At 65.6% G+C, this 24171-nt stretch carries 21 protein-coding genes and 1 pseudogene; 19 read left to right on the plus strand and 3 right to left on the minus strand.

From position 1 onward, the window contains the following. Nucleotides 1-156 precede the first annotated feature (156 nt). From CAP13_RS06115 to CAP13_RS06125, 3 genes are all read left to right on the plus strand, one after another. Entirely contained in the window at nt 157-831 is a 675-nt protein-coding gene (locus CAP13_RS06115) for a hypothetical protein (protein WP_085830679.1), read from the plus strand. A gap of 85 nt (nt 832-916) precedes the next feature. Further along, complete coding sequence (gene tgt, locus CAP13_RS06120; RefSeq protein ID WP_085830680.1) at nt 917-2056, plus strand: tRNA guanosine(34) transglycosylase Tgt; 1140 nt, start codon at nt 917-919, stop codon at nt 2054-2056. Between the two features lie 62 nt (nt 2057-2118). Continuing rightward, nucleotides 2119-2907 (plus strand): LOG family protein, encoded by a 789-nt coding sequence (locus tag CAP13_RS06125; RefSeq protein ID WP_085830681.1) that lies wholly within the window; start codon nt 2119-2121, stop codon nt 2905-2907. On the opposite strand, the gene CAP13_RS09940 is transcribed toward CAP13_RS06125, so the two are convergent. Continuing rightward, complete coding sequence (locus CAP13_RS09940) at nt 2904-3062, minus strand: hypothetical protein (RefSeq protein ID WP_179184959.1); 159 nt, start codon at nt 3060-3062, stop codon at nt 2904-2906. The genes CAP13_RS06125 and CAP13_RS09940 overlap by 4 nt on opposite strands. A gap of 357 nt (nt 3063-3419) precedes the next feature. Here CAP13_RS09940 and CAP13_RS06130 point away from each other — a divergent pair, with 357 nt between their 5' ends. From CAP13_RS06130 to smpB, 4 genes are read left to right on the plus strand one after another with little or no spacing between them, the layout of a single operon-like run. Then, on the plus strand, nt 3420-4733 hold the full coding sequence (locus CAP13_RS06130; RefSeq protein ID WP_425429840.1) for an RNB domain-containing ribonuclease: 1314 nt from the start codon (nt 3420-3422) through the stop codon (nt 4731-4733). Beyond that, nucleotides 4679-4909 carry a S1 RNA-binding domain-containing protein gene (locus CAP13_RS10290; protein ID WP_245798924.1) on the plus strand — a complete coding sequence of 77 codons (231 nt, stop codon included), beginning with the start codon at nt 4679-4681 and terminating at the stop codon, nt 4907-4909. The genes CAP13_RS06130 and CAP13_RS10290 overlap by 55 nt, the downstream gene beginning before the upstream one ends. A 37-nt stretch (nt 4910-4946) precedes the next feature. Continuing rightward, the gene (locus tag CAP13_RS06135; protein ID WP_085830682.1) at nt 4947-5828 is read left to right on the plus strand and encodes a tetratricopeptide repeat protein; all 882 of its coding nucleotides are present in this window, start codon (nt 4947-4949) and stop codon (nt 5826-5828) included. 1 nt (nt 5829) lies between these two features. Beyond that, entirely contained in the window at nt 5830-6306 is a 477-nt protein-coding gene (gene smpB, locus CAP13_RS06140) for an SsrA-binding protein SmpB (RefSeq protein WP_085830683.1), read from the plus strand. Between the two features lie 98 nt (nt 6307-6404). Here the strand turns inward: smpB and CAP13_RS06145 are convergent, their stop codons facing one another. Next, nucleotides 6405-7505, minus strand: coding sequence for an acyltransferase (locus CAP13_RS06145; protein WP_143764901.1), 1101 nt, complete (start codon nt 7503-7505; stop codon nt 6405-6407). A gap of 150 nt (nt 7506-7655) precedes the next feature. On the opposite strand from CAP13_RS06145, the gene CAP13_RS06150 reads away from it, so the two are divergent. From CAP13_RS06150 to CAP13_RS06205, 12 genes and pseudogenes are all read left to right on the plus strand, one after another. After that, nucleotides 7656-8156, plus strand: a complete 501-nt coding sequence (locus tag CAP13_RS06150) for a flavin reductase family protein (RefSeq protein WP_085830685.1) — start codon at nt 7656-7658, stop codon at nt 8154-8156. A 94-nt stretch (nt 8157-8250) separates the two neighbouring features. Beyond that, nucleotides 8251-8394, plus strand: a complete 144-nt coding sequence (locus CAP13_RS06155) for a rubredoxin-like domain-containing protein (RefSeq protein ID WP_085830686.1) — start codon at nt 8251-8253, stop codon at nt 8392-8394. A gap of 251 nt (nt 8395-8645) precedes the next feature. Further along, on the plus strand, nt 8646-12452 hold the full coding sequence (gene dnaE / locus CAP13_RS06160; protein WP_085830687.1) for a DNA polymerase III subunit alpha: 3807 nt from the start codon (nt 8646-8648) through the stop codon (nt 12450-12452). A 175-nt stretch (nt 12453-12627) separates the two neighbouring features. Then, nucleotides 12628-13746 (plus strand): cell division ATP-binding protein FtsE, encoded by a 1119-nt coding sequence (gene ftsE / locus CAP13_RS06165; protein ID WP_085830688.1) that lies wholly within the window; start codon nt 12628-12630, stop codon nt 13744-13746. Further along, complete coding sequence (gene ftsX, locus CAP13_RS06170) at nt 13733-14653, plus strand: permease-like cell division protein FtsX (protein ID WP_085830689.1); 921 nt, start codon at nt 13733-13735, stop codon at nt 14651-14653. The genes ftsE and ftsX overlap by 14 nt, the downstream gene beginning before the upstream one ends. A gap of 271 nt (nt 14654-14924) precedes the next feature. After that, on the plus strand, nt 14925-15914 hold the full coding sequence (locus CAP13_RS06175; RefSeq protein ID WP_085830690.1) for a Gfo/Idh/MocA family protein: 990 nt from the start codon (nt 14925-14927) through the stop codon (nt 15912-15914). 125 nt (nt 15915-16039) lie between these two features. Then, the gene (locus tag CAP13_RS06180) at nt 16040-16906 is read left to right on the plus strand and encodes a MurR/RpiR family transcriptional regulator (RefSeq protein WP_179184960.1); all 867 of its coding nucleotides are present in this window, start codon (nt 16040-16042) and stop codon (nt 16904-16906) included. A 283-nt stretch (nt 16907-17189) separates the two neighbouring features. Next, a pseudogene (locus CAP13_RS06185) lies at nt 17190-17618 on the plus strand (PTS transporter subunit EIIB); the annotation flags it as partial. Nucleotides 17619-17765: 147 nt separating this feature from the next. Next, nucleotides 17766-18803, plus strand: a complete 1038-nt coding sequence (locus tag CAP13_RS06190; RefSeq protein ID WP_085830693.1) for a Gfo/Idh/MocA family oxidoreductase — start codon at nt 17766-17768, stop codon at nt 18801-18803. After that, nucleotides 18803-19213 carry a heme-binding protein gene (locus CAP13_RS06195; protein WP_179184961.1) on the plus strand — a complete coding sequence of 137 codons (411 nt, stop codon included), beginning with the start codon at nt 18803-18805 and terminating at the stop codon, nt 19211-19213. The genes CAP13_RS06190 and CAP13_RS06195 overlap by 1 nt, the downstream gene beginning before the upstream one ends. Nucleotides 19214-19981: 768 nt before the next feature. Continuing rightward, the gene (locus tag CAP13_RS06200) at nt 19982-21508 is read left to right on the plus strand and encodes a DEAD/DEAH box helicase (protein ID WP_425429841.1); all 1527 of its coding nucleotides are present in this window, start codon (nt 19982-19984) and stop codon (nt 21506-21508) included. Nucleotide 21509: 1 nt separating this feature from the next. After that, entirely contained in the window at nt 21510-22133 is a 624-nt protein-coding gene (locus CAP13_RS06205) for a CPBP family intramembrane glutamic endopeptidase (RefSeq protein ID WP_179184962.1), read from the plus strand. A gap of 3 nt (nt 22134-22136) precedes the next feature. Here the strand turns inward: CAP13_RS06205 and CAP13_RS06210 are convergent, their stop codons facing one another. After that, complete coding sequence (locus CAP13_RS06210; RefSeq protein ID WP_085830697.1) at nt 22137-24167, minus strand: YgiQ family radical SAM protein; 2031 nt, start codon at nt 24165-24167, stop codon at nt 22137-22139. Between the last annotated feature and the right edge of the window lie 4 nt (nt 24168-24171).

Below are 24171 nucleotides of genomic sequence, written 5' to 3' on the forward strand. Positions count from 1 at the left end.
AAGACGTAGCACCCCGTGAGATCTGGGGCCAGATGGGCACGGTTTGGGATTGAGCCCGTTGTAAGGGCGCGTGAGAAGGTGGACCCCCGAGGGCCGTGGGGCGGGGCGCACCCCATACGCTTTGGGCCATGCAACGGCTCGAAGGGGAGGGGTGCGATGGATGGGCGGACCGCGGTGGAGCGCGACATCGACGAGATGGCGCGGTGGTGGCAGCTTCGGAAGTTTCAATACATCGATATCGTGGGCAGGGAGTTCGTCGATATCGTACGGCCCATGCCGGCGTTCAAGGAGAACCCCTCAACATCTGAGATCATGTCGATGAACATCGCCCTGACGGAGTGGTTCCTCTTCGAGAGGCTCTACGACGATGCGGGCACGCCGCTCGAGAGCTACATCGCCCGCCCGCATCGCTCCGTCTCTGAGGAGAGTCTAGACCGACTTCGTCAGGTGGCCGCGACGCAGTTCTTCTCGCGGTTTTCGATTCGCGACAAGGATCAGTCCACCGGGATGGCGGCGCTTGAGGACACGGTCAGCGGCCGGCGCTATGATGTGCACGATCCCCATCTCTGTGCCGTCGAGCGCTGGCGTGACGGGGTCATCGCGGAGCGCATCGCCTGCGTGGAGGGGCTCTGGCAGATCGTGGGCAAGGCCCGGCTCTATGATCGGTCGCCCGCTGCGCAAACGGAACCGGATGGGCCTGGTGCGGTGCGTCCGGAGGATGCGAACCTCGCGGCGCTCTGGGAGGCGGCCGGTCCGTTCCTGCGCCTCCTGCGCGATTGCATGGGGGATGATGGCCGATATCGACACAGCCTGACCTATCGTCGGGTGTGATCCCGGGCGGGATGCACAGACGCGCGCGGCGACCCCGCTGGGCCTGTGGCAAGATAGGTGATATACGCACAGCCAAGGAGTTCACATGGACCAGAAGCTCTTCACCTACGACATCATCGCCGAGGACCCCAAAACGCATGCCCGCGCCGGGGTGCTCCACACCCCGCACGGCGACATTCCCACGCCGATCTTCATGCCCGTGGGCACGAAGGCGAGCGTGAAGGGCATCCCGACGGAGACCGTGGCGGCGCTCGGTGCGAAGATCGTGCTCGCCAACACCTACCACCTCGCCATGCGGCCCGGAGCCGACCTCGTGGCCGAGCTCGGGGGGCTCCACGCCTTCATGAACTGGCACGGCCCCATCCTCACCGACTCCGGCGGCTTCCAGGTCTTCTCGCATGGCGACGCCGTCAAGCTCACCGATGAGGGCGTGCGCTTCATCGCAACGGACTACGATGGCAGCCATGTCTTCTGGACACCCGAGGACAACATGGCCATCGCCCAGAAGCTGGGAGCCGACATCTGCATGCAGCTCGACCAGTGCCCGGGCTATCCCGCGGAGCGCTCCTTCGTGGAGCGGGCGGTGGAGCTCTCGAGCATGTGGGCCGAGCGCTGCTACCGGGCGCATACTCGGCCGGATCAGGCGCTTTTCGGCATCGTCCAGGGCGGCATGCATCTTGATCTCCGCCTGCGCAGTCTGCGGCATCTTGAGGAGTGCGGCGATTTCCCGGGATACGGGATCGGCGGCTACTCCGTGGGCGAGGACCATGACACCATGTTCGAGACGCTGGCACCGCTCGCTTCGGAGTACATGCCGCGCTCGAAGCCGCGCTACCTCATGGGCGTCGGCAACCCCACCACGCTCGTGCGCGCGGTGGCGGTCGGCGTCGATATGTTCGACTGCGTGCTGCCCACGCGCACGGGGCGCATGGGCACGGCCTTCTCGAGCGAGGGGCGCCTGAACTTCCGCAACGCTCGGTTCGCCCATGACGAGGGGCCCATCGACGAGCGGTGCACCTGCCCGGTCTGCACGGGCGGCTACAGCCGCGCCCTCATCCGGCACCTCGTGACCCAGAGGGAGATGCTCGGCGGGATCCTTCTCTCCGAGCACAACATCTACTTCCTCCTGAATCTCATGCGCGAGGCGCGTGAGGCCATTATCGAGGGTCGCTACCAGGCTTTCCACGATGCTTGGATGGCAAGCGCGGGCGCGGCGGATTATTGATGCACGCGAACTCCGGACGGGCGGTCCGTGGGGATGCGCGTTTTGACTGAGAGGAGCCCCTGATGGGTGAGTACGAGGACGCGATACGCGCCGAGAGCGAGCAAGGGCCGGTTGAGGAGGAGTCCTATCACCGGGGACCGGTGCTCTTCCGGGGCCGGATGATCCCGAAAGACAACACGTATGCGAATCTCCTCGCGCCCGAGGAGTCGACGGACTGGCTCCATGAGGATCCCTGGCGGGTCTTGAGGATCCAAGCCGAGTTCGTCGACGGTTTCGGGGCTTTGGCGGAGCTCGGGTCTGCGGTGACGGTTTTCGGCTCGGCGCGCACGAGCCATCGCGACCCCATGTACCATGCGGCCCGCGAGGCGGGCTACAAGCTCGCGAGCAACGGGGTCGCGGTCATCACGGGCGGCGGCCCGGGCATCATGGAAGCCGCGAACCGCGGCGCCTCCATCGCCGGCGGCACCTCGGTCGGCCTCGGCATCGAGCTCCCCTTTGAGAAGGGGCTGAACAAGTACGTGAACCTCGGCATGACCTTCCGCTACTTCTTCGTGCGCAAGACGATGTTCGTGAAGTACTCGCGCGGGGCCATCGTGTTCCCGGGCGGTTTCGGCACCATGGACGAGATGTTCGAGCTCCTGACCCTGGTCCAGACGCACAAGGTCGCCAAGATACCGGTGTCGCTCGTGGGGACGGCGTATTGGGACGGCCTGATCACCTGGTTGCGGGGGCCCGTGCGCGAGTCGGGCATGATCGGGGATCTCGACCCGGCGATGCTCCACATCACCGACGACATCGACGATGCCGTCGCCGTGGCGCTTTCTGGAATTGAGGGGAAGGGGGAGCGCTAGGAGAGCAGCTGCACCTCAGCGGCCTGGGCACCGGCTTCGTCTGTATCCTCTACGGCCTGATCCTGCGTGAGGCGGATGCGCGCCCACTCGACCGCGAGGAAGGCAGCGAAGGAGATGATCAGGATCGCGGCGGTGGCTGCATAGAAGATCTCCATCTTGGCGCTCCCTGTCGTTGTGCATTTGATTCCCTACCCTAAGGATGAGCGCGGCGTCACAAGGTTGTGTGAGCGTCCGGTAAGGGCTGCGTAACCACGGGCCGCGCATGGGGGCCTCGGGGCGAAATGGGTATAAGTTCTGACGTTTAAAAACATCGCGTGCCCGCAAAATGTCGGGGCGCGCACGCGAAGGGAGACGTCATGGGTCGCAGGGGCACGGGTTCAAGGGACCGCACCCCGACACGAGGGCGTCACCATCCCGCCATCGAGGGCACGATACGGGCCATGGTGGGGCGTGCGGAGGTCGAGACCACCATGGGAACCTATCGGATCACGGGCCGTGGCCTGCATGGGGCCATGGACCGCGACCGTGTTGCGGTGAGTCTCGTCCGCGGTCCGGGGGGGAAGCGCCGCGCGGTCGTCGACCGGGTGATCGAGCGCGCGCACACATCGGTGGTGGGGACCTATAAGGACCTTGGCCCCCTGGGCGTGGTGCGCCCGCTTGACGCGCGGATCAAACACGACTTCTTCGTGCTGCCTGACGATGACTCTCCTGCCCGGCTCGGGGTCGAGCCGGGGGATATCGTCGCCGCGCGGATCGAGTCCTATCCGACGGGCGAGGAGTCGGGCATCGTGTCCATCACCCGCCTGATCGGTGATGATTCGGCTCCCGATCTCGGTATTCAGTGCGTCATGGCCCGCTTCGGCCTCGAGGATGGATACAGCAGCCGCGCCCTCTCGGAAGCGGATGGCCTCTCTCTGGACGTCGACGCCGCGCTTGAGGACCCGCTACGCCGCGACCTGCGCGACCGGTTCCTCGTGACGATCGACCCGGTCGATGCCCTCGACTACGACGACGCCATATCGGTTGCGCGGACGGACGGTGGTGGCTGGCACCTGGGGGTGCACATCGCGGACGTCTCGCATTACGTGCCCTGGGACAGCTCGATCGATCTCGAGGCCCGCTCTCGCGCCACTTCGGTCTACCTTGCCGACCGCGTGCTGCCGATGCTCCCCGCTGTGCTCTCGGAGGACCTGTGCTCTCTGAAGGCGGATGCAGACCGCCTCGCCATGACGGTCGATATCGAGCTCACGGCGCGTGGGGCGGTGAGGTCATATGAGATCTATCCGAGTGTGATTCGCAGCAAGGCCCGCTTGGACTACGCTGCCGCGGCGGCGATTCTCGATGGGCGCGCTGCCGCTGGGGTGGCCGCTGTTGGGGAGGCGGCTGCAGACGAGGCCGCGTGCCGCGGCGCAGAGGCCCTCGAGGCCACCTCCAGATCCGGCGTCGATCTCTTCCAGTTCCTTCATGATGCTGATGACCTGGCCCGGGCTCGTAGGGAGGTGCGACACAAGCGCGGCTCGATCGACTTCGAGACCATCGAGGTCCACGCCCTCCTCGACGAGGACGGCCTGCCCGTGAGCATCGTGCCACGCCACCGCACGGCGGCCACCTCCCTGATCGAGGAGGCGATGCTCCTCGCCAACGAGTGCGTTGCCGAACTCCTCGCCGACGCCGGGGATCCGGCCGCCTTCCGCGTGCACGAGCCCCCGGCCCCCGATGCGCTCAGCGGGGCGGCGCNCGGTTTGGCGGCTCGGTTTCCTGGGTGGGGGAGATGGGTGCGTTCGTGCGCCTGGATGACACCGGGGCCGGGGGCCTCATCCACATGAGCGCGCTCGGGGACGAGTGGTGGGATCTCGACGACCGCTCCCTCACACTGACGGGTTCTTCGAGCGCGACCGTGATAGGACTCGGAACGAATGTGGTGGTGGAGGTCAAGTCGGTTGACCCGCTGCGGGGCCACCTCGATCTCACCCTCGTCCACGCGGGCCGTGCGCTACACTGATGGGTCACGACCTGCCTGCACATCACGAGGAGGAGAGATGGACCTGCCTGTCACCGTCCATGATATAGAGCGCGCCGAGTCGTTCTTGGCCGCCGGCGACATCGAGACGGCCCTCCCGCAGCTCGAGGAGCTCACCGGTTCGGTGCGCGCCTGGGCTGAGGAGGAGTGCGCGGACACCAAGGATCGCCAGTGGTTCGCCTTTGAGGACGCGTTCGAGCGCCTGGCCTATCGCCGCGTAGAACGCGATCCGCGCGAGCTCGTGCAGGTCGACGTTCCGCTCGGTCGGCTCTTCTCGGCGCTCGCCTTCGCCTACATTCGCCAGCGCGACTTCACGGCCGCGCGCGACGCCCTCATGCAGGCTGTCCGCTGGAACCCCATGAACAGCGCCTACCGCCTCGACTTGGCCGAGGTCTTCCGCGCCCTCGGGGATGCGCGCGAGTGGGCGCAGCTCAGCTACTCCGTGGTGGAGCGGGCCTCCGACGGCCGCTCGGCGGGTCTCGCCTATGCGAACCTCGGCCAGATGTTCCTCGATGAGGGGAATCCGATGGCCGCCGCTGGCGCCGGACGTCTGGCCGAGCGGTTGGCACCCGCCGAGGCCCGTGTCGGAAAGCTGAGCGAGCGCCTGGCCGCCGAGGCCGCGGATGCTGTCGCAGCGAGCGACGACGCGGTCTTCGGAGAGCTCTCACTTCAGGGCATTCCCACTGCGCCCTCCGCCGAGGTGGCCATTTGCCTGTTGATGTGCGCCTCCGACGCCGCGCGCGCGGGCGACACCGCGCAGGCCACCGACTTCACCGTGCGGGCCCGGAACCTCGTGGGCGATGCACCCGCCCGTGCCCTGATCCAGCTCATCCACGAGAGCGATGCGGAACTCGCCCGCGAGAAGTCGTCCGACCCTGGTGCGGGATCGGAGGGTGAGTAGGATGCCTGCGCCGACGCGCCGGGAGCGGAAGCTCATCGCGAAGAACCGCTCAGCCAGGCACGAGTACTTCATCGAGGAGACCTTCGAGTGCGGCATCGAGCTCACCGGCACCGAGGTGAAGAGCCTGCGTGAGCGCGCGAGCCAGATCACCGACACCTTCGCCCTGGTCCGCGACCGTGAGTGCTGGCTCATCGGCATGCATATCCACCCGTACAGCAACGGCGGCGTGTGGAACCGCGATCCCGATCGGCGCCGCCGCCTGCTGCTGCACCGCAAGCAGATCGACTACCTCGACGGCAAACTCCGCACCAGGGGCTACGCCCTCGTCCCCCTGGAGCTCTACTTCAACGAGGACGGCCGCGTGAAGCTCTCCCTCGGTTTGGGTCGCGGCAAAAAGCTCTACGACAAACGTGAGGACATGGCAAAACGCGACGTGCAGCGCGAGATCGACCGCGCCCTCAAGGAGCGGAGCCGGTAGAGGTGCCTCCGTCTGCGGACGGCGGCAAGGCGGTATGAGGGTGGAGCGGCGGCCTGTGATGTCGCCGCGACCTGATCGCGCACGGCCTCGGGGCGCTCTCAGCCTGCCCGGCGCACCGTCAGACGAGACATGGCGACATCGAAGAGCCGCTGGGCCGGGCGGATGAGAGCAGCGTCGAGCACGATGGCGACGGCGAGTGAGACCAGGATGGTTCCGAGCGCGAGCAGGGGATGGAGCGCGTATCCCAGGACGCCTGGGGCTGCGGGCATGAGGGCCCTGAGCACGTGCATCACGGGCAGATGTACCAGGTACACCGTGAATGAGTGCTTCGCGACGAACAAGATCGCTCGCCGAGCCGTCGTCCCTCGCACCCGTCCTCCTAGGTCCAGCAGGGCCAGGTACATGCCGATCGAGAGCAGCATGTATAAGGGGGAGTTGTCGAAGGCTCCGAGAGCCTGCGAGGTGAATCCGGACAAGACAAGCCAGGTTGTAGTGACCGCGCAGAGCGGCATCGCGAGCCAAAGCACCCGCTCCCGCCCCTTGAATCGCTCCTCAACGAAGGGGCCGATACAGAATGGGAAGGCGAAGCCGGTGAAAAGATATGTCCACGAGAAGGCGATTCCCCTCCCTGTCAAGAAGAAGAGCGCGGTGAACCAAGCGAATCCGATGCCGATGAAAAGGTCCTGCCGTTTGCGGTCGAAGCGGGAGAACGCAGGCGCGAGGAAGGGGACGACAACGAGGAGCGACACGAGGGTGTAGATGAACCAGTACTCGGTGCCGGCGAACGCGCCGAGCACGTTTTTGACATAGGCGACGCCAAAGGCCCGCAGACCGGGGAACTGGGGCCAGAGGTTGTATGCGGTGCGCAGGAGGAACAGGATAAGCACGGGGATGAGGATGCCGCGCGCTTTTTTCAGATAGAACCTACCCGGCATTTCACCGTTGCGGTGCGTGAGGTTGAATCTCCCCGACAAGATGAAGAAGAGCGCATTGCACGTGTAGAAGACCGCCTGCCCGAAGACCACGTAGGCGTTGCCGAAAGGCGTTCCCGCATCGATGACCATGAGCGCGTGGACGGCCACCACAAACGTCATCGCGACGATGCGAACCACGTCGTAGCGCACATCGCGCTCGCGGCCGCGGCCCCGGGCCATCTCGTCGGGCCTCGTCCGATCAGGTGATGTCATTCCGGTTGCCAAGCGCTTCCCCTTCGCGCGGTCAATGATTCCTCAACATGGTAGCAGGAGATTTGAATCACCGAGACGTTTGCACCTCGCTTTCGCCTGCTAGAATGAGGGCGATCGCCGCGTCGCCGCGCGGCTCCGCACGCACGAGAAGAGGGGATCAGCATGGATCTGACCGCACTGTTCAAGATGTCTTACGGACTGTACGTCGTCAGCGCCGAGGCCGACGGCCGCCGCGCAGCCTGCCTCATCAACACCGCCACCCAGGTCACGGCCGAGCCGCCGCGCCTCACGGTCACCGTCAACAAGGAGAACGTCACCGCAGGCGTGATCGATGCCGCCGGCCGCTTCGCCGTCACGGCGGTAGATATCACGGCCGATATGCCGTACCTCGGCAACTTCGGCTTCCGCTGCTCAGCCGACTTCGACAAGTTCGCGGCGTACGGGGTGGCCGAGGCTGCGGGCGTGCCGTATGTCCCCGCGCACGCCTGCGCCCTCTACGTCTGCCGCGTCATCGACACGGTCGACGTCGGCACGCACCTCCTGTTCGTCGGCGAGGTCGAGGTCTCGGAGCGCCTGAACGACGAAGAGCCCATGACCTACTCCTACTACCACACCACGCTGAAGGGCAAGACGCCTAAGAAGGCCAGCTCCTATCAGGCGTAGCAAGACGGTGCGGAGCCTGTCCATCCCCGCGTCAAACCCGCGTGGGTTTGAGTATACTGAGGTCGCCGTTGTATCCAATTAAGAGGAGGAACTCATGAGTGACGAGAAGAAGACCTACAAGTTCGTCTGCCTGGTCTGCGGCTACGAGGCCGAGGTCGACACCCCCGAGCTGCCCGAGGACTTCGTGTGCCCTGTGTGCGGCGTCGGGCCCGATCAGTTCGAGGCCGTCGAGGACTAGCTCCAAGCCACATCCGAACGGGAGGACGGCTGCCTGCGGGCGGCCGTCCTCTTTTTTGGCGGGGTCGTGCACGCGCCCTTCGGTACGATGTGTGTCCGCACGGTGCGCTAGAATCAAATTCGAACAACAGTGCGCAAGAGTGTCTCGGGAAATGTCATCCTCGCAGCTCATAGGCGGTTCATAGGCCTGAACCCCTGATGAGTGGGGGAGAGGTCTCGGGGCTCTCGCGCGGGAGCGAGGAGCATACGCGCATGGCTTTCGTCCACCTGCACAACCACACCGAGTACTCCATGCTTGACGGCGCCACCCGTATCGCGGACATGGTGCAGCGCGCCGTCGACCTTGGGATGCCGGCCGTCGCCATCACCGATCACGGCTACATGTACGGCGTGCCCGAGCTCGACTTGGCATGCAAGGCCGTGAACGAGTCCACCCCCGAGTTCAAGACCTGGGGCCACGACAAGGCCTTCCTTGAGAAGGGCCGTCGCGACGAGCTCGTGGAACCCGACCCCGAGTCGGATCCGCGCGCGTATGCTCAGTACCAGAAGGACATGGAGCTCTGGGACGCGGAGGGCAACATCGACGCGCTCGAGCCCCCGCTCGTCATCAAGCCCATCTTCGGCTGCGAGGTCTACTTCACCCCCGATGACACCCTGGCCCGCGATCGCAAGCCCGAGCTCTACCACCTGATCCTGCTCGCCAAGAACAACGAAGGCTACGTCAACCTCATGCAGCTCGTGTCCGAGGCGGCGGTCGAGGGGTTCTACTACAAGCCCCGCGTCACCCTGGACAACCTGCGCCGCCACGCCCAGGGCGTGATCTGCACCTCCGCCTGCCTCGCCGGCATCATCCCCAAGCACATAGACCGCGGCGATATCCCCGGCGCCATCCAGTGGGCCGAGACCCTGCGCGACACGTTCGCGCCCGGCGACTTCTACATCGAGATCCAGGAGCACGGCATCACCACCGACGGCGGCCTCACCGATGAGGAGCTCTCGCATCAACTCATCGACATCGCGGCCAAGGTGGGTGTCAAGGTCGTCGCCACCAATGACTTCCACTACCTCACGCGCGATGCGGCGAGCATCCAGGACATCATGATGTGCATCGGCATGAACTCCAAGGTGGATGACCCCAATCGCATGCGCATGCAGGGCAGCGAGTTCTACATGAAGACCGAGGAGGAGATGCGCGCCCTCTTCCCCTACGCGCCCGAGGCCTGCGACAACACCGTCGAGATCGCCGAGAAGTGCTCGGTCGAGCTCGACTGGGACTCCATCATCCTGCCGCGCTACCCGCTGCTCGATCCCGGCGAGACCCATGAGTCGCAGTTCCGCCGCGAGTGCGAGAAGGGCCTCGCCAAGTACTACGGCGAGGATTGGGAGCATGCGGTCGTCAACGGGCAGAGCGTGAAGGCGCGCTTCGAGTACGAGTACAAGATCATCTGCGACAAGGGTTTCGCCGCCTACTTCCTGATCGTCGCCGAGTACGTGCGTTGGGCGAAGGAGAACGGTATCGGCGTCGGCCCGGGCCGCGGCTCGGCCGCCGGCGCCATCGTGGCGTACGCCATGAACATCACCACCTTCGACCCGCTCGAGAACGGCCTCATGTTCGAGCGCTTCCTCTCGCCGCAGCGCTCCGAGATGCCCGATATCGATATGGACTTCGACGATGAGCGGCGCCTGGAGGTGGTGGAGCACGTCCGCCAGCTCTACGGCCCCGAGAAGGTGACGCACGTCATCACCTATTCTACGATCAAGGCGAAGCAGGCCATCAACGATGCGGCGCGCGTGCTCGACTACCCTGTCTACGTGGCCCAACGCCTCTCCAAGATGATCTCGTCCGACCCCTCGGTGAAGCTCCGCCAGGTGCTCGAGCGCACGGAGAAGAAGGAGGAGCTCTACAACCCCGATTTCGCCGAGGCCTACCAGAAGGACGACGACGCCCGCCGCATCATCGATTCCGCCCTGGCCATCGAGGGCCTCACCCGCGGTGAGGGCGTGCACGCCTGCGCGGTGCTCATCTGCCGTGATCCGGTGAACGAGCACGTGCCCACGAAACTGGACACCAAGGGCGGGGTCGAGATCACCCAGTACGAGGGCCACACCGTCGCCGACATGGGCCTGCTCAAGATGGACTTCCTGGGCCTGCGGACCCTCACGGTCATCTCGAAGGCGAAGGCGAACATCCTCGCCAACCACGGGATCGATATCGATGTGGACGCCATACCCTTCGACGATCCCAAGATCTTCAAGCTCATGGGTTCCGGCCACACCGCCGGCGTGTTCCAGGTCGAGTCCGCCGGCATGACGGCCACGATCAAGAACATGAAGCCCACCGAGTACAAGCACGTGGTCGCCCTGATCGCCCTCTACCGCCCGGGCCCGCTCGGCGCCGGCATGGTGTCCGACTACATCGACCGCATGAACGGCAAGAAGGACGTCGTCTTCTACGATGACCGCCTCTCCGAGATCCTGGGCGAGACCTACGGCACCATCGTGTACCAGGAGCAGGTCATGCAGATCTCGGTGCGGATGAGCGGTTTCTCCGCCGGCGAGTCTGACTCGCGCATCCGCAAGCCCGTGGCTAAGAAGAAGATCAAGCTGCTCACGAGCACCGTCTTCCACTGGGACGACGGCTCGGATGAGACCACGTACGACCACTGGATGAACGGCGCCGAGCGCAACGGCTACGACCGGAAGGTCGCCCAGCGCATCTGGGACGACGTTCTGGAGTTCGCCTCCTACGCATTCAACAAGAGCCACTCGGCCGGATACGCCATCCTGGTCATGCAGACCGCGTGGCTGAAGGCCCACTATCCCAACGAGTACATGGCGGCCGTCCTTACCTCCTACACGGGCAAGACGGACAAGATCGTGCACTACGTCTCGGCCTGCCGCCACGATGGCATCGCGGTCCTGCCGCCCGACGTGAACGAGTCGGGCCGGGAGTTCACGGCCACCGCCGACGGCATCCGCTTCGGGCTCGCGGGCATCCGCGGGGTGGGCGAGGGAGCCGCCGACGCCATCATCGCCGAGCGCACCAAGGGCGGCCCCTTCAGGGATCTGCACGACTTCGTCGAGCGCGTGGACGGCTCCCAGGCGAACCGCCGCGTGATCGAGGCCCTGATCAAGGCCGGCGGCTTCGATTTCTCGGGCTACCCGCGCCGCCAGCTCATGAGCTTCGTGGAAAAGACGAACCCGGAGAACATCATCGACGCCGCCGCCAAGCGCCAGAAGGACCGCGCCAGCGGCCAGACCTCGCTGTTCGATGTCTTCGGCGACGTGGCCGGGTCCGGCTTCGAGATCGTGGTGCCCGAGCCCGACGGGCAGGAGTGGGACCGTCACATGAAGCTCTCGGCTGAGCGCGAGGTGCTCGGCATCTACGTCTCCGACCACCCGTTGCGCCCGTACGAGTACGCCCTCGGCAAGGCGCGCGAGTTCACGCTCTCGCAAATCGACACCGGCTACGAGACCATGAACCCGATCGATGGCGGCATGGTCAACGAGGACATCCCGGAGGGGAAGCCGTTCTGGTTCGCCGGCATGGTGGCCGAGGTGGGCAAGCGCGTCACCAAGAACGGCGACCCCATGGCCATCGTGCGCCTGGAGGACATGGAGGGGGAGGCCACGGTGGTGATCTTCCCCAAGACCTACAAGCAGTGCGAGTCCTGTCTCTACGGTGAGACGGACCCCGAGACGGGCGCGGTGCTCTCGGATGCGTTCATCCGCGTGCACGGCAAGGTGGAGCGCAGCGACCGCGGCGACCAGATCATCGCCCAGGAGGTCGTGGCCCTCGAGCTCAACGAGGAGACGAACCGCCCGCGGGTCTTCGAGGTCATGGTGCCGAGCAACCGGTTCTCGCAGGGGAACATGGCGCGCCTGGCGACGGTGCTCGCCACAAACCCCGGCGGCGACCGCGTGGAGCTCTTCATCGAGCAGGGAGACGGCCAGACCATGCGCGCGGAGATCCCCACGCGGGTGAACGCGCGGAGCATCCCGCTGCTCGCCGAGGTCAAGGGTATCGTCGGCAACCGGGGTCGCGTGACGGTGATCTAGGGAAATAGGGCAGGGCGCGGCGGTTCTTCGACATCGCCCGGCCCTGTCAGCCCCACAATCTCGACACCGAATCTACGGCGTAAACCAGCAGATACGCCAATTGTGTGCGCACGCCCGGCTCCTGCTAGAATAATTGCGCTCATGTACCTTAAACGCACGACACGAAGGAGCACCAGTGGGTAACCACTTCCGCACACCCGGGGATGAGCAACCGGTGCCCAACGCGCCGGCGCCGGGGGCCTCAGTCCCCGCTCAGCCCCTCGCGAATCCCAACAGCAACATGGACCTTCTGGACGACGCGGTCCCGACGCCGGGCCCCGGCATGCAGCCCCCCGCAGCCCAGATCCCGGATCCCCTGGCGCCGGTCTCACGGGCCGATGTCTTCATGGCCCCGGGAGACCCCGGGTTCGACCCGGCCACCTTCCGCACGCGGGACGGCTCTGCCGCGCCCTCCACGGATGCGGACGAGCACCGTCAGGTCGCCGATCTCGACGCCGCCCTCGCGAGTCCGGATTTCACCACGGTCTTCGCGCCCGTTGGCGCGGACTGCGGCCCCTCGATGCGCGACACCGCCCGCCAGGCCGGCGTCGAGCCCGTCATCCTGATGGAGCACCTCACCAAGGTCTACCCGGCGCAGCCCAACAAGGCGGCCCTCGATGACATCAACCTCGAGATCTACCCTGGCGAGTTCGTCTTCCTCGTGGGTCACTCCGGCTCCGGCAAGACCACCCTCCTGAACACGATCCTGCGCAACGTCAAGCCCACCTCGGGCCGCGTGATGGTGGCGGGCCAGGACCTGATGCGCATCAAGAACCGGCGCATCCCGTTCCTCCGCCGTCAGATCGGCGCCGTGTTCCAGGACTACAAGCTCCTGCCTAACAAGACCGCCTTCGAGAACGTCGCCTTCGCCCTGCAGTGCATCGGCAAGCCCCGCGGCGTCATCCGCGCCCAGGTTCCCGAGGTGCTCCGCCTCGTGGGCCTCGGCGAGCAGATGAACTCCCTGCCCGACCAGCTCTCCGGTGGTGAGCAGCAGCGCGTCTCCGTGGCCCGCGCCATGGTAAACCGCCCACCGCTGCTCATCTGCGACGAGCCCACGGGCAACCTCGACCCGGCGATCTCGCTCGGCATTATGAAGCTCCTGGAGCGCATCAACCGCACCGGGACCACCGTGATCGTCGCCACGCACGACCGCGAGATGGTCGATTCCATGCACCGCCGCGTCATCGCCCTCGAGGGCGGCCGTATCATCCGCGACCAGGAGAGGGGAGGGTACGGCAACTATGGCTCCTACTAACATCGGATACTCCCTCCGCGAGGCGATCAGCCACTTCGCGCGTAACCTGACGACCTCCATCGGAGCCGTCATCACCATCTTCCTGTCCCTCTTCATCATCGGCTTGTTCATCGTGGGCTCGAGCATGGTGAACGCTGTCATCGGCGGCGTTGAGAACCAAGTGACCATCCGGGCCTACATTGACGACTCCGCGAGCGACGAGGACGTTGCCGCGTTCATGACCAAGCTTCAGAGCTGGCCGAACGTCAAGTCCGTCGAGTTCAAGAGCAAGGATGACGCCCTCGCCGAGTACCGGGCCACCGCACTCAGCAAGGCCGACGCCACCCTCTCGGCGCTCGACGGCGAGAACCCCCTGCCCCGGTCCTACCAGATCGACATGGAGGAGCCCTCGCAGGTTGAGAGCACCGCGCAGAGGATCAAGGACGACGCAGACTTCCAGAAGATCGTAGACGGCGGGAACGTGGACGAGTCGGTCTCCTACGGACGCGAGGAGGTCAGCCGCCTCTTCCAGGTGACCAACTACATCCGCATCGCCGCCGTGGTGCTGGTGGGCCTGCTCACCTTCGTGGCCTTCATCTTCATGAACAACACGATCCGGCTCTCCATCACCGCCCGCCGCCGCGAGATCGCCATCATGCGCCTCGTCGGCGCCTCGAACGGCTTCATCCGCGGGCCGTTCATCACGGAGGGCGTGATCCAGGCCATCCTCGGCTCCGCGTTCGCCATCGGCGCGCTCGAGCTGATGCGCAACCTCCTGCTGCCGAAGATCCAGGCCAGCATGCCGTTCTTCGAGATGGAGGTCCCGGTCCTCATCTACCTGGCCACCTACGGGGCGCTGGTGCTCTTGGGTGTGCTGATCGGCCTCTTCGGCTCGGCGATTGCCATGCGCCGCTACCTGAAGGTGTAAACGCATCTGACCCGTCTGTCATAGACCGCGCTTGCCGCCCCGGGAGACCGGGGCGGTTTTCTTTTACGGTGTCACCCGTTTCGAGACAGCGCGGCAACAGGGCGCCACCCGTCGTTTGGATGGTCCCGGTTCTGAACGTTAGGTTCGCACGCCCACCTCATGCTCCATGGAGTCTCGAACCTCATTTTCCAAGGCGGGGCGGGAGGCATTGAGCGCTTACACGCATGGATAGACTTGCAGCGAGGTATCAGTCGAGAAAGGCAGGGCAAGCATGAAGATCGGCGTTGTAGGCACAGGTATGATCGCACAGCTCGTCGTCCCGCATCTGACGGCATGGGGGTGCCCGGTTGCGGCGATCTGCGGCATCCCCGGCACGGAGGAGCAGATTCGCGAGCTCGCTGCCGCCGCAGGGGCAGCAGGGGAGTTCACGGACTACGACGAGATGCTCCGCGATGGCGATGTCGGCACCGTGTACATCGCGGTTCCGAATGCGCTGCATTTCAGGTTCACGATGCAGGCCCTGCAGGCTGGCAAGCATGCGATCGTGGAGAAGCCCCTGTGCAGCAACGTGCGCGAGGCGGAGGAGCTGGCAGCATGCGCCCGCGAGCGCGGCCTGTTCCTCTTCGAGGCGATCACAACCCTCCACCTCCCCAACTTCGCGAAGGTCCGCGAGCTCCTCGGGCTCATCGGTGATATCAAGGTCGCCAGCGTGAACTACAGCCAGTACTCAAGCCGGTACGACGCCTTCCGGCGGGGTGAGACGCTGCCTGCGTTTGATCCGGCGAAGTCGGGCGGTGCCCTCATGGACCTCGGCCTCTACAACCTGCATTACCTCCTGGGTCTTTTCGGGACGCCTGAGCGGGTGGCATACCGGGCGAACATCGAGCGGGGAATCGACACCTCGGGGATCGTTACCTTGGACTATGGGACGTTTCAGGCGGTGTCGATCGCGGCGAAGAACTGCGCCGCACCCGTGGGCGCGGTGATTCAGGGGACGAAGGGTTACCTGCAGCAGGAGACACCTGCGAATCGGTGTGGTGAGATCCTGCTGCACCTGAACGACGGCACGGAGGAGCGGTTCGATGTCGGCCCTGATCTGCAGTGGGAGAGCGAGTTCCGCGTGTTCGCGGCTCAGATGGCGGGCGGAGATCTTCCCGCGTGCTACGAGCTGCTCGACCACAGCCTCGCGGTGTCCCGCCTCATGACCGAGCTGCGCATGCAGGTCGGTGTGGTCTTCGCGGCTGACGAACAGGGACGCTGATTCGCGCGCCCGGGCCGCAGACGACAGGGGCATGCGGGCGGGCTCATGCTGCGCGCCGCCCGCTGCTCCGGCGATGCCCATGAGCCTCAGTGCTTCACGGTATGATGGTGAGGTTAGGAGGCGCGATGGCTATCCTCAGCAACCTTGAGCGCAAAGAGGGCTTCACCGAGTCGGAGCGCATGCTCGCGGGGTTCATTCTGGACCATGTCAACGAGGTGGTTCATATGAGCATAACCTGCCTCGCTGAGCAGGCGTACTCCTCGAACGCATCCATCATCCGCCTGTGCCGCAAGCTCGGTGTGGCGGGGTACCGGGAGTTTCGCATCGAGCTCGCCGCCGATCTTGAGCGAACGCGCTCGGCCCGCTCAGATGTGGATGTCGATCGGCCGTTTGAGCGCGGCGAGAGCACCGCGGCCATCATGAACGGCCTTGCAATCGTTTTAAAGGAGGCGGTCGATGCGAGTATCGCATCGGTCGACTCCCATGCCGTCGACCGCGCCGCCCGCGTGATCCGCCGGGCGCGTCACGTGTATCTGTTCGGAACCGGTGATTCGCGCATCAGCGCGATGGCGTTCGCGAACATGCTCCTCAAGCTTGGCATCCACGGCATCATCGCCGATGAGTATGGTGACACGTTTGCGAGTGTGAGCGCCGCGATGCCGGGCGATGCGGCGTTCTTCGTGACCTACGGTGGCAGCATCGTCAACAACTCGGCCATGCACCGGTCGATACAGCTGCTCCAGGAGCGCGGCTGCCCGATGATCTGGCCGTCCTCCGCGCCTATGCCATTTGGGATGACCTGCGGGCTCTGGTTCCCGGCGCGTGAGATGGTGCATGGGAGCATGGCGACCTTCTACTCCCAGATGTGCATCAGGTATCTGTTGAACTGCCTGTACGGAGCCGTCTACGCTCTTGACTACGAGGCGAATGCCGCCCACAAGGATTCGATTGACGAGCTCAAGGTCATGCTCGATGCGCTTGGTGAGGCGTGAGGCCTCCGAATGCGCATGCTCGGCAACTGCTGACCGTTCACGGACCTTGGTTAGACCGCAGGTTCACCCATACCTGATGATACGTCCGAGCTTTGGGACGTAACATTCCATTTGGTTCTCGTCGGCATGGCGATGCGACGCCATTTCGTAGGGTTATGGCCGTAGAACGGTATGCCGTATGCGCGCGGTCGGTACGCCGGACAAGATCTCAAGAGATGGGATTCACTATGGCGACAAATGAGCAAATCGCTGCCGACGTGCTCACGGCGGTGGGGGAACGGGGAACGTCAAGCACGTCCTGCACTGCATGACGCGTTTGCACTTCAATCTGCGCGATGAGGATATCGTCGACGACACCGCCGTCAATGCGGTCGAGGGCGTGCTGGGGGTTCAGCGCCGGGGAGGACAGTACCAGGTCATCATCGGCCAGAATGTCCCCGATGTATATCGGGAGGTCTGTCGGGTCGCAGGGATCGACGAAGGGAAGGCGATTGACGAGAACCTCGATTCGGCCGTGGCCCCTGATCTCAAGACCGTCGTCTCGAAGGTCCTCGACTATCTGTCGGGCTCCATCATCCCGATGATACCGGTCATCATGGTCGCCGGCCTGTTCAAAACCATCCAGGTCATCCCTTGCTTCTGTTCGTCGATCCGGCTGGAGGCTCCAGCGTCATCTGGGCCGCGGTTGCCGGGGCGGCGGGGTTTGTCGTGAGCGCCGTCGTGACCTACCTTTTCGGGTTCACTCGCGAGCAGCTTGCGAGGGTGCCGCACAGGCATAGCGACCAGCGGGCGGTCCTCAGTACACAACGGTCCGTCCAACGTATCATCTGATCATCAGTTCAAAAAGGGAGTGATCCATATGAGCGAACGTGTGTTGAACATCGCATATCTTGGAAACGGAAAGAGCGCAAATCGGTACCATATCCCATTCGTGCTGACGCGTCCCGAGAAGTTCTGCGTCGCAGCGGTTTTTGCCCCCCATATCCAACATGAGATCTGGGACGCGGTTCCGGGGGTCTCATATGTCGAGGACATCGATGCTGTTTTGGGCGATCCGGCCATAGATATCGTCGAGGTGTGCACGCCCGGTGCCACGCATTACAGCCTGGCAAAGCAGGCCCTTGAGGCGGGGAAGCATGTGGTCGTCGACAAGCCGTTCTCTGCCACCGAGGCTCAGGCGGCGGAGCTCTTCGACTTAGCCGAGAGTCAGGGCGTGACCGTGCAGTGCTACCAGAACCGCCGATTCGACTCCGACTACCTCACGGCGCGCCAAGTGCTCGCCTCGGGCAAGCTGGGACGCGTGTTCGAGGTTGTCACGAGCTACGACTACTTCCGGCCCCACATGATGGACGGCAGGGGGTTCGACGCCATCGAGAACGCGGCGTTCGGACATGCAACGCACTGCCTCGACCATCTCATCGCCTGGTTCGGAGCGCCTGATCGCTTCCATGCCGAGACCCGCCAGATGAACGGTCCTGGCACCGCGGTCGATTACTTCGACTACGACCTGTACTATGACGGGATCGGACTCAAGGTCACGGCGCACGCGAACTACGCGATGGCGACGCAGCGGCCGAGCTTCGCGCTCTATGGAGACCGCGGCTCCTACATCAAGATGGAGAAGGACCAGCAGGAGCGCGATCTGAAGCACTTCTACCTGCCGGCGGGGCATGAGGACTTCGGTCTGGACTCGATCGAGCAGCACGGCGTCCTGCGCTACGTTGACGAGGACGGCGCGATGCGCGAGGAGCGCGTTCCGAGCGTGCGGAGCTCATATGCGCAGTTCTACGACGCCCTGTATGAGACGGTCGCCCACGGTGAGCCGCAGCTGGTGCAGGCTGCCGAGACATGCATGCAGCTGCGCATCCTCGAGGCGGGCATGGTGGGGATGGGCTGATGGCGTCACGCGAGGAGATCGAGGCGGAGGAGCGGGCGCTGACCTATCCCGGGGCGTTCGCCGCCGCCGAGGCGCTTGAGCTCGGTTGCGCGGTGGCGGCCCTCGCTCCCGGCTACGAGCGCGGTGTGTCAATCGCCATCTACCGCGAGTCCGATGGCATGGTCATGTTCATGTGGGCGATGGACGACAAGGCCCCACGCAACGTGCGGTTCCTGGAGGCGAAGCGCGACGCTGTCCGCTCGAGCGGGCACGCGGGCCTGTGGGCCGACCCCGCGGATCCGGCCACAGGGGGCGGGTTCCCGGTGCGAACCGCTTCGGGCGAGCTCGTGGCCGTGCTGACGATCAGCGGCCTGCACCACGGAGAGGATCACGAGCTCGCGGTTCGTGCCCTGCGGTCTGTGCTTGGGTGAGGTAAGGCGGGCGCGGGCAGGTCGAGATCGGCGGCCGGGCGGCCCGCGTCCGCCGCTGTTCTCCGTTCATTGCCGCGCGTCGGATACCAGGACGTGGCCGATACGCGCGGCAGGGGTAAAACGTCATCTAGAACCGGTTACAGAGTCGATTTGCATGAGAGCGTCGTCGAAAGTAGGTTTTCGGGTCCATTTGAACCATCGGGCCGTCGCGTGGTGATTCAGGACGCGATCGAGCGCATGAGGTCGGAGCAAAACATCATCTCGAGGCGCTCCCAGAGACGACCTGCATCAAAGCACCGTCGAAAGTAGGTTTCCGGCCCCCTGTGAGCCGGTCGCACGGGGAAACGGACACCGAAGCACCAGCCGGCGGCGCGGAGCATCAGGCGCTGAAGCGCGGGCTGTTTGACGCGGGGCTCGACATGCGATCCGAATATGGGGCCTGCGTGTGAATCTCGCTGCGTCTGCGCAGCTCGCAGCTGGTTGCCTATACTTCTTTGCAGGTAGGTGCCCACGCTGTGCATGATGCATGGTGGGCAGTCGAGGAGTTGGGGCCTCGGCGGCGGGCGCCATCCTCGCTTGCGCGGGCGACCGCGCTCAGATCAGCCCTCATAACTGCGGTTGGCCCAGGACGACGCGATGTTGCCCGGGACACCGCGTGGAACGGAAACGATTGCACCTATGACATCACCTGAACAATCTGCACGTGAGAATATGCCGGCCTTCGCAGACCTCGGTCTCGGGGACACCGTGCTCGCGGCCGTCGCCGATATGGGCTATGAGCGGCCCACTCCGGTGCAGGCCGCGGCCATCCCCGAGGTGCTCGCCGGCCGCGACATCCTGGCCGCGGCGCAGACCGGCACCGGTAAGACGGCTGCCTTCCTGCTCCCGACCCTCGATCGCCTGCCGCACGCTCGGCGCGGCCGCGCCGGCAAGCGCTCCGTCGGGGGCGGCCCCCTGATGCTCGTTATCACCCCCACCCGCGAGCTCGCCCAGCAGATCGACGAGGTCTGCCGCCAGATCTCCGCGAGTACGGGCCACTCGGCGGTGACCGTGGTGGGCGGCGTCTCCTACAACCCGCAGCGCAGCGCCCTCAAGCGGGGCTGCGACGTACTCGTGGCCACACCGGGACGGCTCGAGGACCTCATCAACCAGGGCGCCTGCTCGCTCGACGAGGTCGAGGTCCTGGTGCTCGACGAGGCCGATCGCATGCTCGACATGGGCTTCCTTCCCACGGTCAGGAAGATCGTGGCGCAGACCCCGCAGGATCGTCAGACCCTGCTCTTCTCCGCCACCCTTGACGAGGCGGCGGTCGGCTCCATCACCGATCTCGTGCACGATCCCGCGCGCGTCGAGATCGCACCGGCGACCTCGACGGCGGAGACGGTCGACCAGTACGTGCTCCCTGTGTCGCTCGAGGCGAAGAATGGCCTGCTCGCCCAGGTGCTCCAGGTCTTTGGTGCCGGCCATGTCATCGTCTTCTGCCGCACCAAGCGCCGTGCCGACACCGCCTGTCGCCGCCTCTCCCGCGCCGGTTTCTCGGCTGCCGCCATCCACGGGGATCGCAGCCAGGCCCAGCGCGAGCGCGCCCTCAAGGCCTTCCGTGACGGCCGGGTAGACGTGCTCGTAGCGACCGATGTGCTGGCCCGCGGCATCGACATCTCCGATGTGCGCTACGTCGTCAACTTCGACGTTCCCGAGGAGCCGGTCGACTACATCCACCGGATCGGCCGCACCGGCCGCGCCGGCGAGGAGGGCTGGTCGGTGACGTTTGTGACCGAGCAGGACGTCGAGGAGTTCTACGATATCGAAGCCCTGATGGGCAAGACGGCCGACCTCTTCGCGGCCGAGGACCTCGCCGAGTTCGATCTGGGGTCGAACCCCGTTCCCGTCGACCCGCACCGCGTCCCGCGCGACCACGTGGCGGGCAAGAAGGAGAAGAAGCGCCGCCGCGACAGCGTGGCGAAGAAGCTCGCCGCGAAGTACGGCGAGGACGGCCTGCCCGCAGGCGTCCACCGTCGGGCGCAGTCTGCTCCGTCCCGTCGGAAGCAGGGGGCGCGTGGCGGCTCTGACGAGGTGCGGCGTCGCGNGCCTGCTTGCCCTGGGTGCCGTGCTGGCGATGGTCCTCGAGGGGATCATGGCGGGTTCATCGAGTCAGGGCATCGAGTCCGCCGATGCCCTGATCAGAGGCTCGATCTTCGGCCAGCTGCTCGCGCTCGCAGTGTTCCTGCCCGTCTGGCTCCATGTGCGCCGTCGCGCGTTTGGACCCCTTCGCGCCCATCGTTTCCAAGCACCTGAGATGCTCGTGGTCGCGGTGAGCATCGTCGCCATCGGGCTTGGCGTGCAGATATCCCTGAGCTACCTGCTTGATTTCATCCTCTCGTTCATGCCGGACCTCGCGGAGGAGTACGCGGAGATCATGGAGGCGGCTGGCACCACGGAGCTCTCCGTGCTCTCGGCGCTGACCGTGGCGGTCCTCGCCCCGGTGTTGGAGGAGATCGCCTGCCGCGGAGTGCTGTTCGAGTTCCTCATGCGCGCGATGCACCCGGGTTGGAACGCGCGGACGGGTGCCGAAGGCGTCACCCCGCGCAAGCCGGCCGTCGTGGCGGCGATCCTGCTCACCTCACTCATTTTCGGCGCCCTGCATATGAACATCGTGCAGAGCGCCTACGCCTTCCCCATGGGGGTCCTGCTCTCCTGGGTCTACTGGCGCACGGGGAACCTCGGGTACAGCATCGCGCTGCACCTGGTGGTGAACTTCTCCTCGTTCGGCGTCGAGTTCATGAGCGGATTGCTGGCGCCGCTGGGTGATGCGGGGGCGTTCGCCGTCTTATGCGTGCCCCTGTTGATCGGGATCATCGCGTTCGCGCGCGTGACCGGGCGCAGGGCGCAGGCGGATGCCGGCGGCGCGCAGGCGATCTAGGGCCTAGCTTCTTCTCCCGCCACGTGCGCCCTCGCGGCCCTGTCCCGCGCGGTTGCGTCCGCTCGGTCCGCTGCCCGACGGCCCGCGATATCCCTTGCCGGATGAGCGGGGCGGCTTCGGGTCCGCGCCGCGGCCGCCGTTCGAGCCGCGCTGCCGGTCCTGTTTCGCGCCCGCGCGGGTCCCCGGTCGCCCAGAGGCTCCGGCACGATCTGCACGATCCGCGCCCTTCGGCGGGAAGGGCCTGATCAGGCAGCGCTTGTCGAAGCCGATCAGATCCGTGCGGCCCGCCCGTTCGAGGGCCTCGCGCACGAGTCGGTAGTTCTCGGGTTTCCGGTATTGGATGAGCGCCCGCTGCATGGCCTTCTCGCGCGGATCGCGCGCCGTGTAGACGGGCTCCATCGTGCGCGGGTCGACACCCGTGTAGTACATGGCCGTCGCCATGGTCGAGGGCGTGGGATAGAAGTCCTGCACCTGCTCGGGCATGTAGCCCATGTCGCGCACGGCCTCGGCGAGCTCAACGGCGTCGGCGAGCGTGCTTCCCGGATGCGACGAGATCAAGTAGGGGACGACGTACTGCTCGCGGCCGAGCCGCCGGTTGATCTCGTCGAATCGCCGGCAGAAGGCGTCGTAGACCGAGCGCGCCGGCTTGCCCATCAGGGCGAGGACGTTGTCGCTCACATGCTCGGGCGCAAGGCGGAGCTGGCCGCTCACGTGGTGCTCGACGAGCTCCTCCAGGAACTCATCCGAGGCGTCGGCCATCGTGTAGTCGAACCGGATGCCGCTGCGCACGAAGACCTTCTTCACCCCGGGGAGCTCCCTCAGCTCGCGTAGGAGCGCCGTGTAGCCGCTCTCGTCCACCACCATCTGGCTGCAGACCTTCGGCCAGAGGCAGCGCTTGTGCCGGCACACGCCGTGCTTGAGCTGTTTGTCGCAGGCCACACGGAAGAAGTTCGCCGTCGGGCCGCCCACATCGGAGATGTAGCCCTTGAAGGCGGGGTCTCGCGTGAGCTCGCGCGCCTCGGCGACGATGCTCTCGCGGCTCCTGGTCTGCAGGGTGCGGCCCTGATGGAAGGTGAGCGCGCAGAACGAGCACTCACCGAAGCAGCCGCGGTTGTTCGCGAGCGAGAAGCGCACCTCGTTGAAGGCCGGGACGCCGCCTGCCGCATCGTAGTCGGGATGCCAGGCGCGGGCATAGGGGAGGGCGTAGACCGTGTCCATCTCCTCCTCGCTCAGGGTGAGCGCGGGCGGGTTCTGCACCACGTAGATCCCGTTCGGATAGGGCTCGACAAGCCGCTGCGCGGTGATCGGGTCCATGTTCTGGTATTGCACGTTGAAGCTGCGCGCGTAGGCGAGGCGGTCGGCCTCAAGCTCATCCCAGGAGGGGAGGAGCTCGTAGTCGTAGACCTCGTCGAGGTTCCCGGTCCGGTAGACGGTCCCCGCCACGTAGGTGACCTGGTCGATGGTGAGGCCTGCGGCGAGGGCATCGGCTATCTCCACGATCTGGTGCTCGCCCATGCCGTAGATGATGAGGTCGGCGCCGGCATCGAGCAGCAGGGAGCGCTTGAGGCGGTCCTGCCAGTAGTCGTAGTGGGCGAGGCGCCGCAAGCTCGCCTCGATGCCGCCCATGATGATGGGTACGTGCTTGAAGGTGCGCCGGATCAGGTTGCCGTAGACCGCGCAGGCGTGGTTGGGCCGCGCTCCGGCGACGCCGCCCGGCGTGTAGGCGTCCTCGCGGCGCCGGTGCTTGGTGACCGTGTAGTGGTTCACCATGGAGTCCATGTTGCCGGCGGAGACGAGGAAGCCGAGCTGCGGCTCGCCGAGGGCGGCGACGCTCGCGGGGTCGCGCCAATCGGGCTGGCAGATCACGCCCACGCGGTACCCGTGGGCCTCGAGCAGGCGCGTGATGATGGCCATGCCGAAGGAGGGATGGTCGACGTAGGCGTCCCCTGAGATGTAGACGAAATCGCAGGCGTCCCAGCCGCGCTCGCGCATGTCGGCGCGGGAGACGGGCAAGAAGTCGCTGCGTTCGGCCATAGTG

It is taken from the genome of Collinsella vaginalis (genome assembly GCF_900176655.1).
Classification (GTDB): Bacteria; Actinomycetota; Coriobacteriia; order Coriobacteriales; family Coriobacteriaceae; genus Collinsella; species Collinsella vaginalis.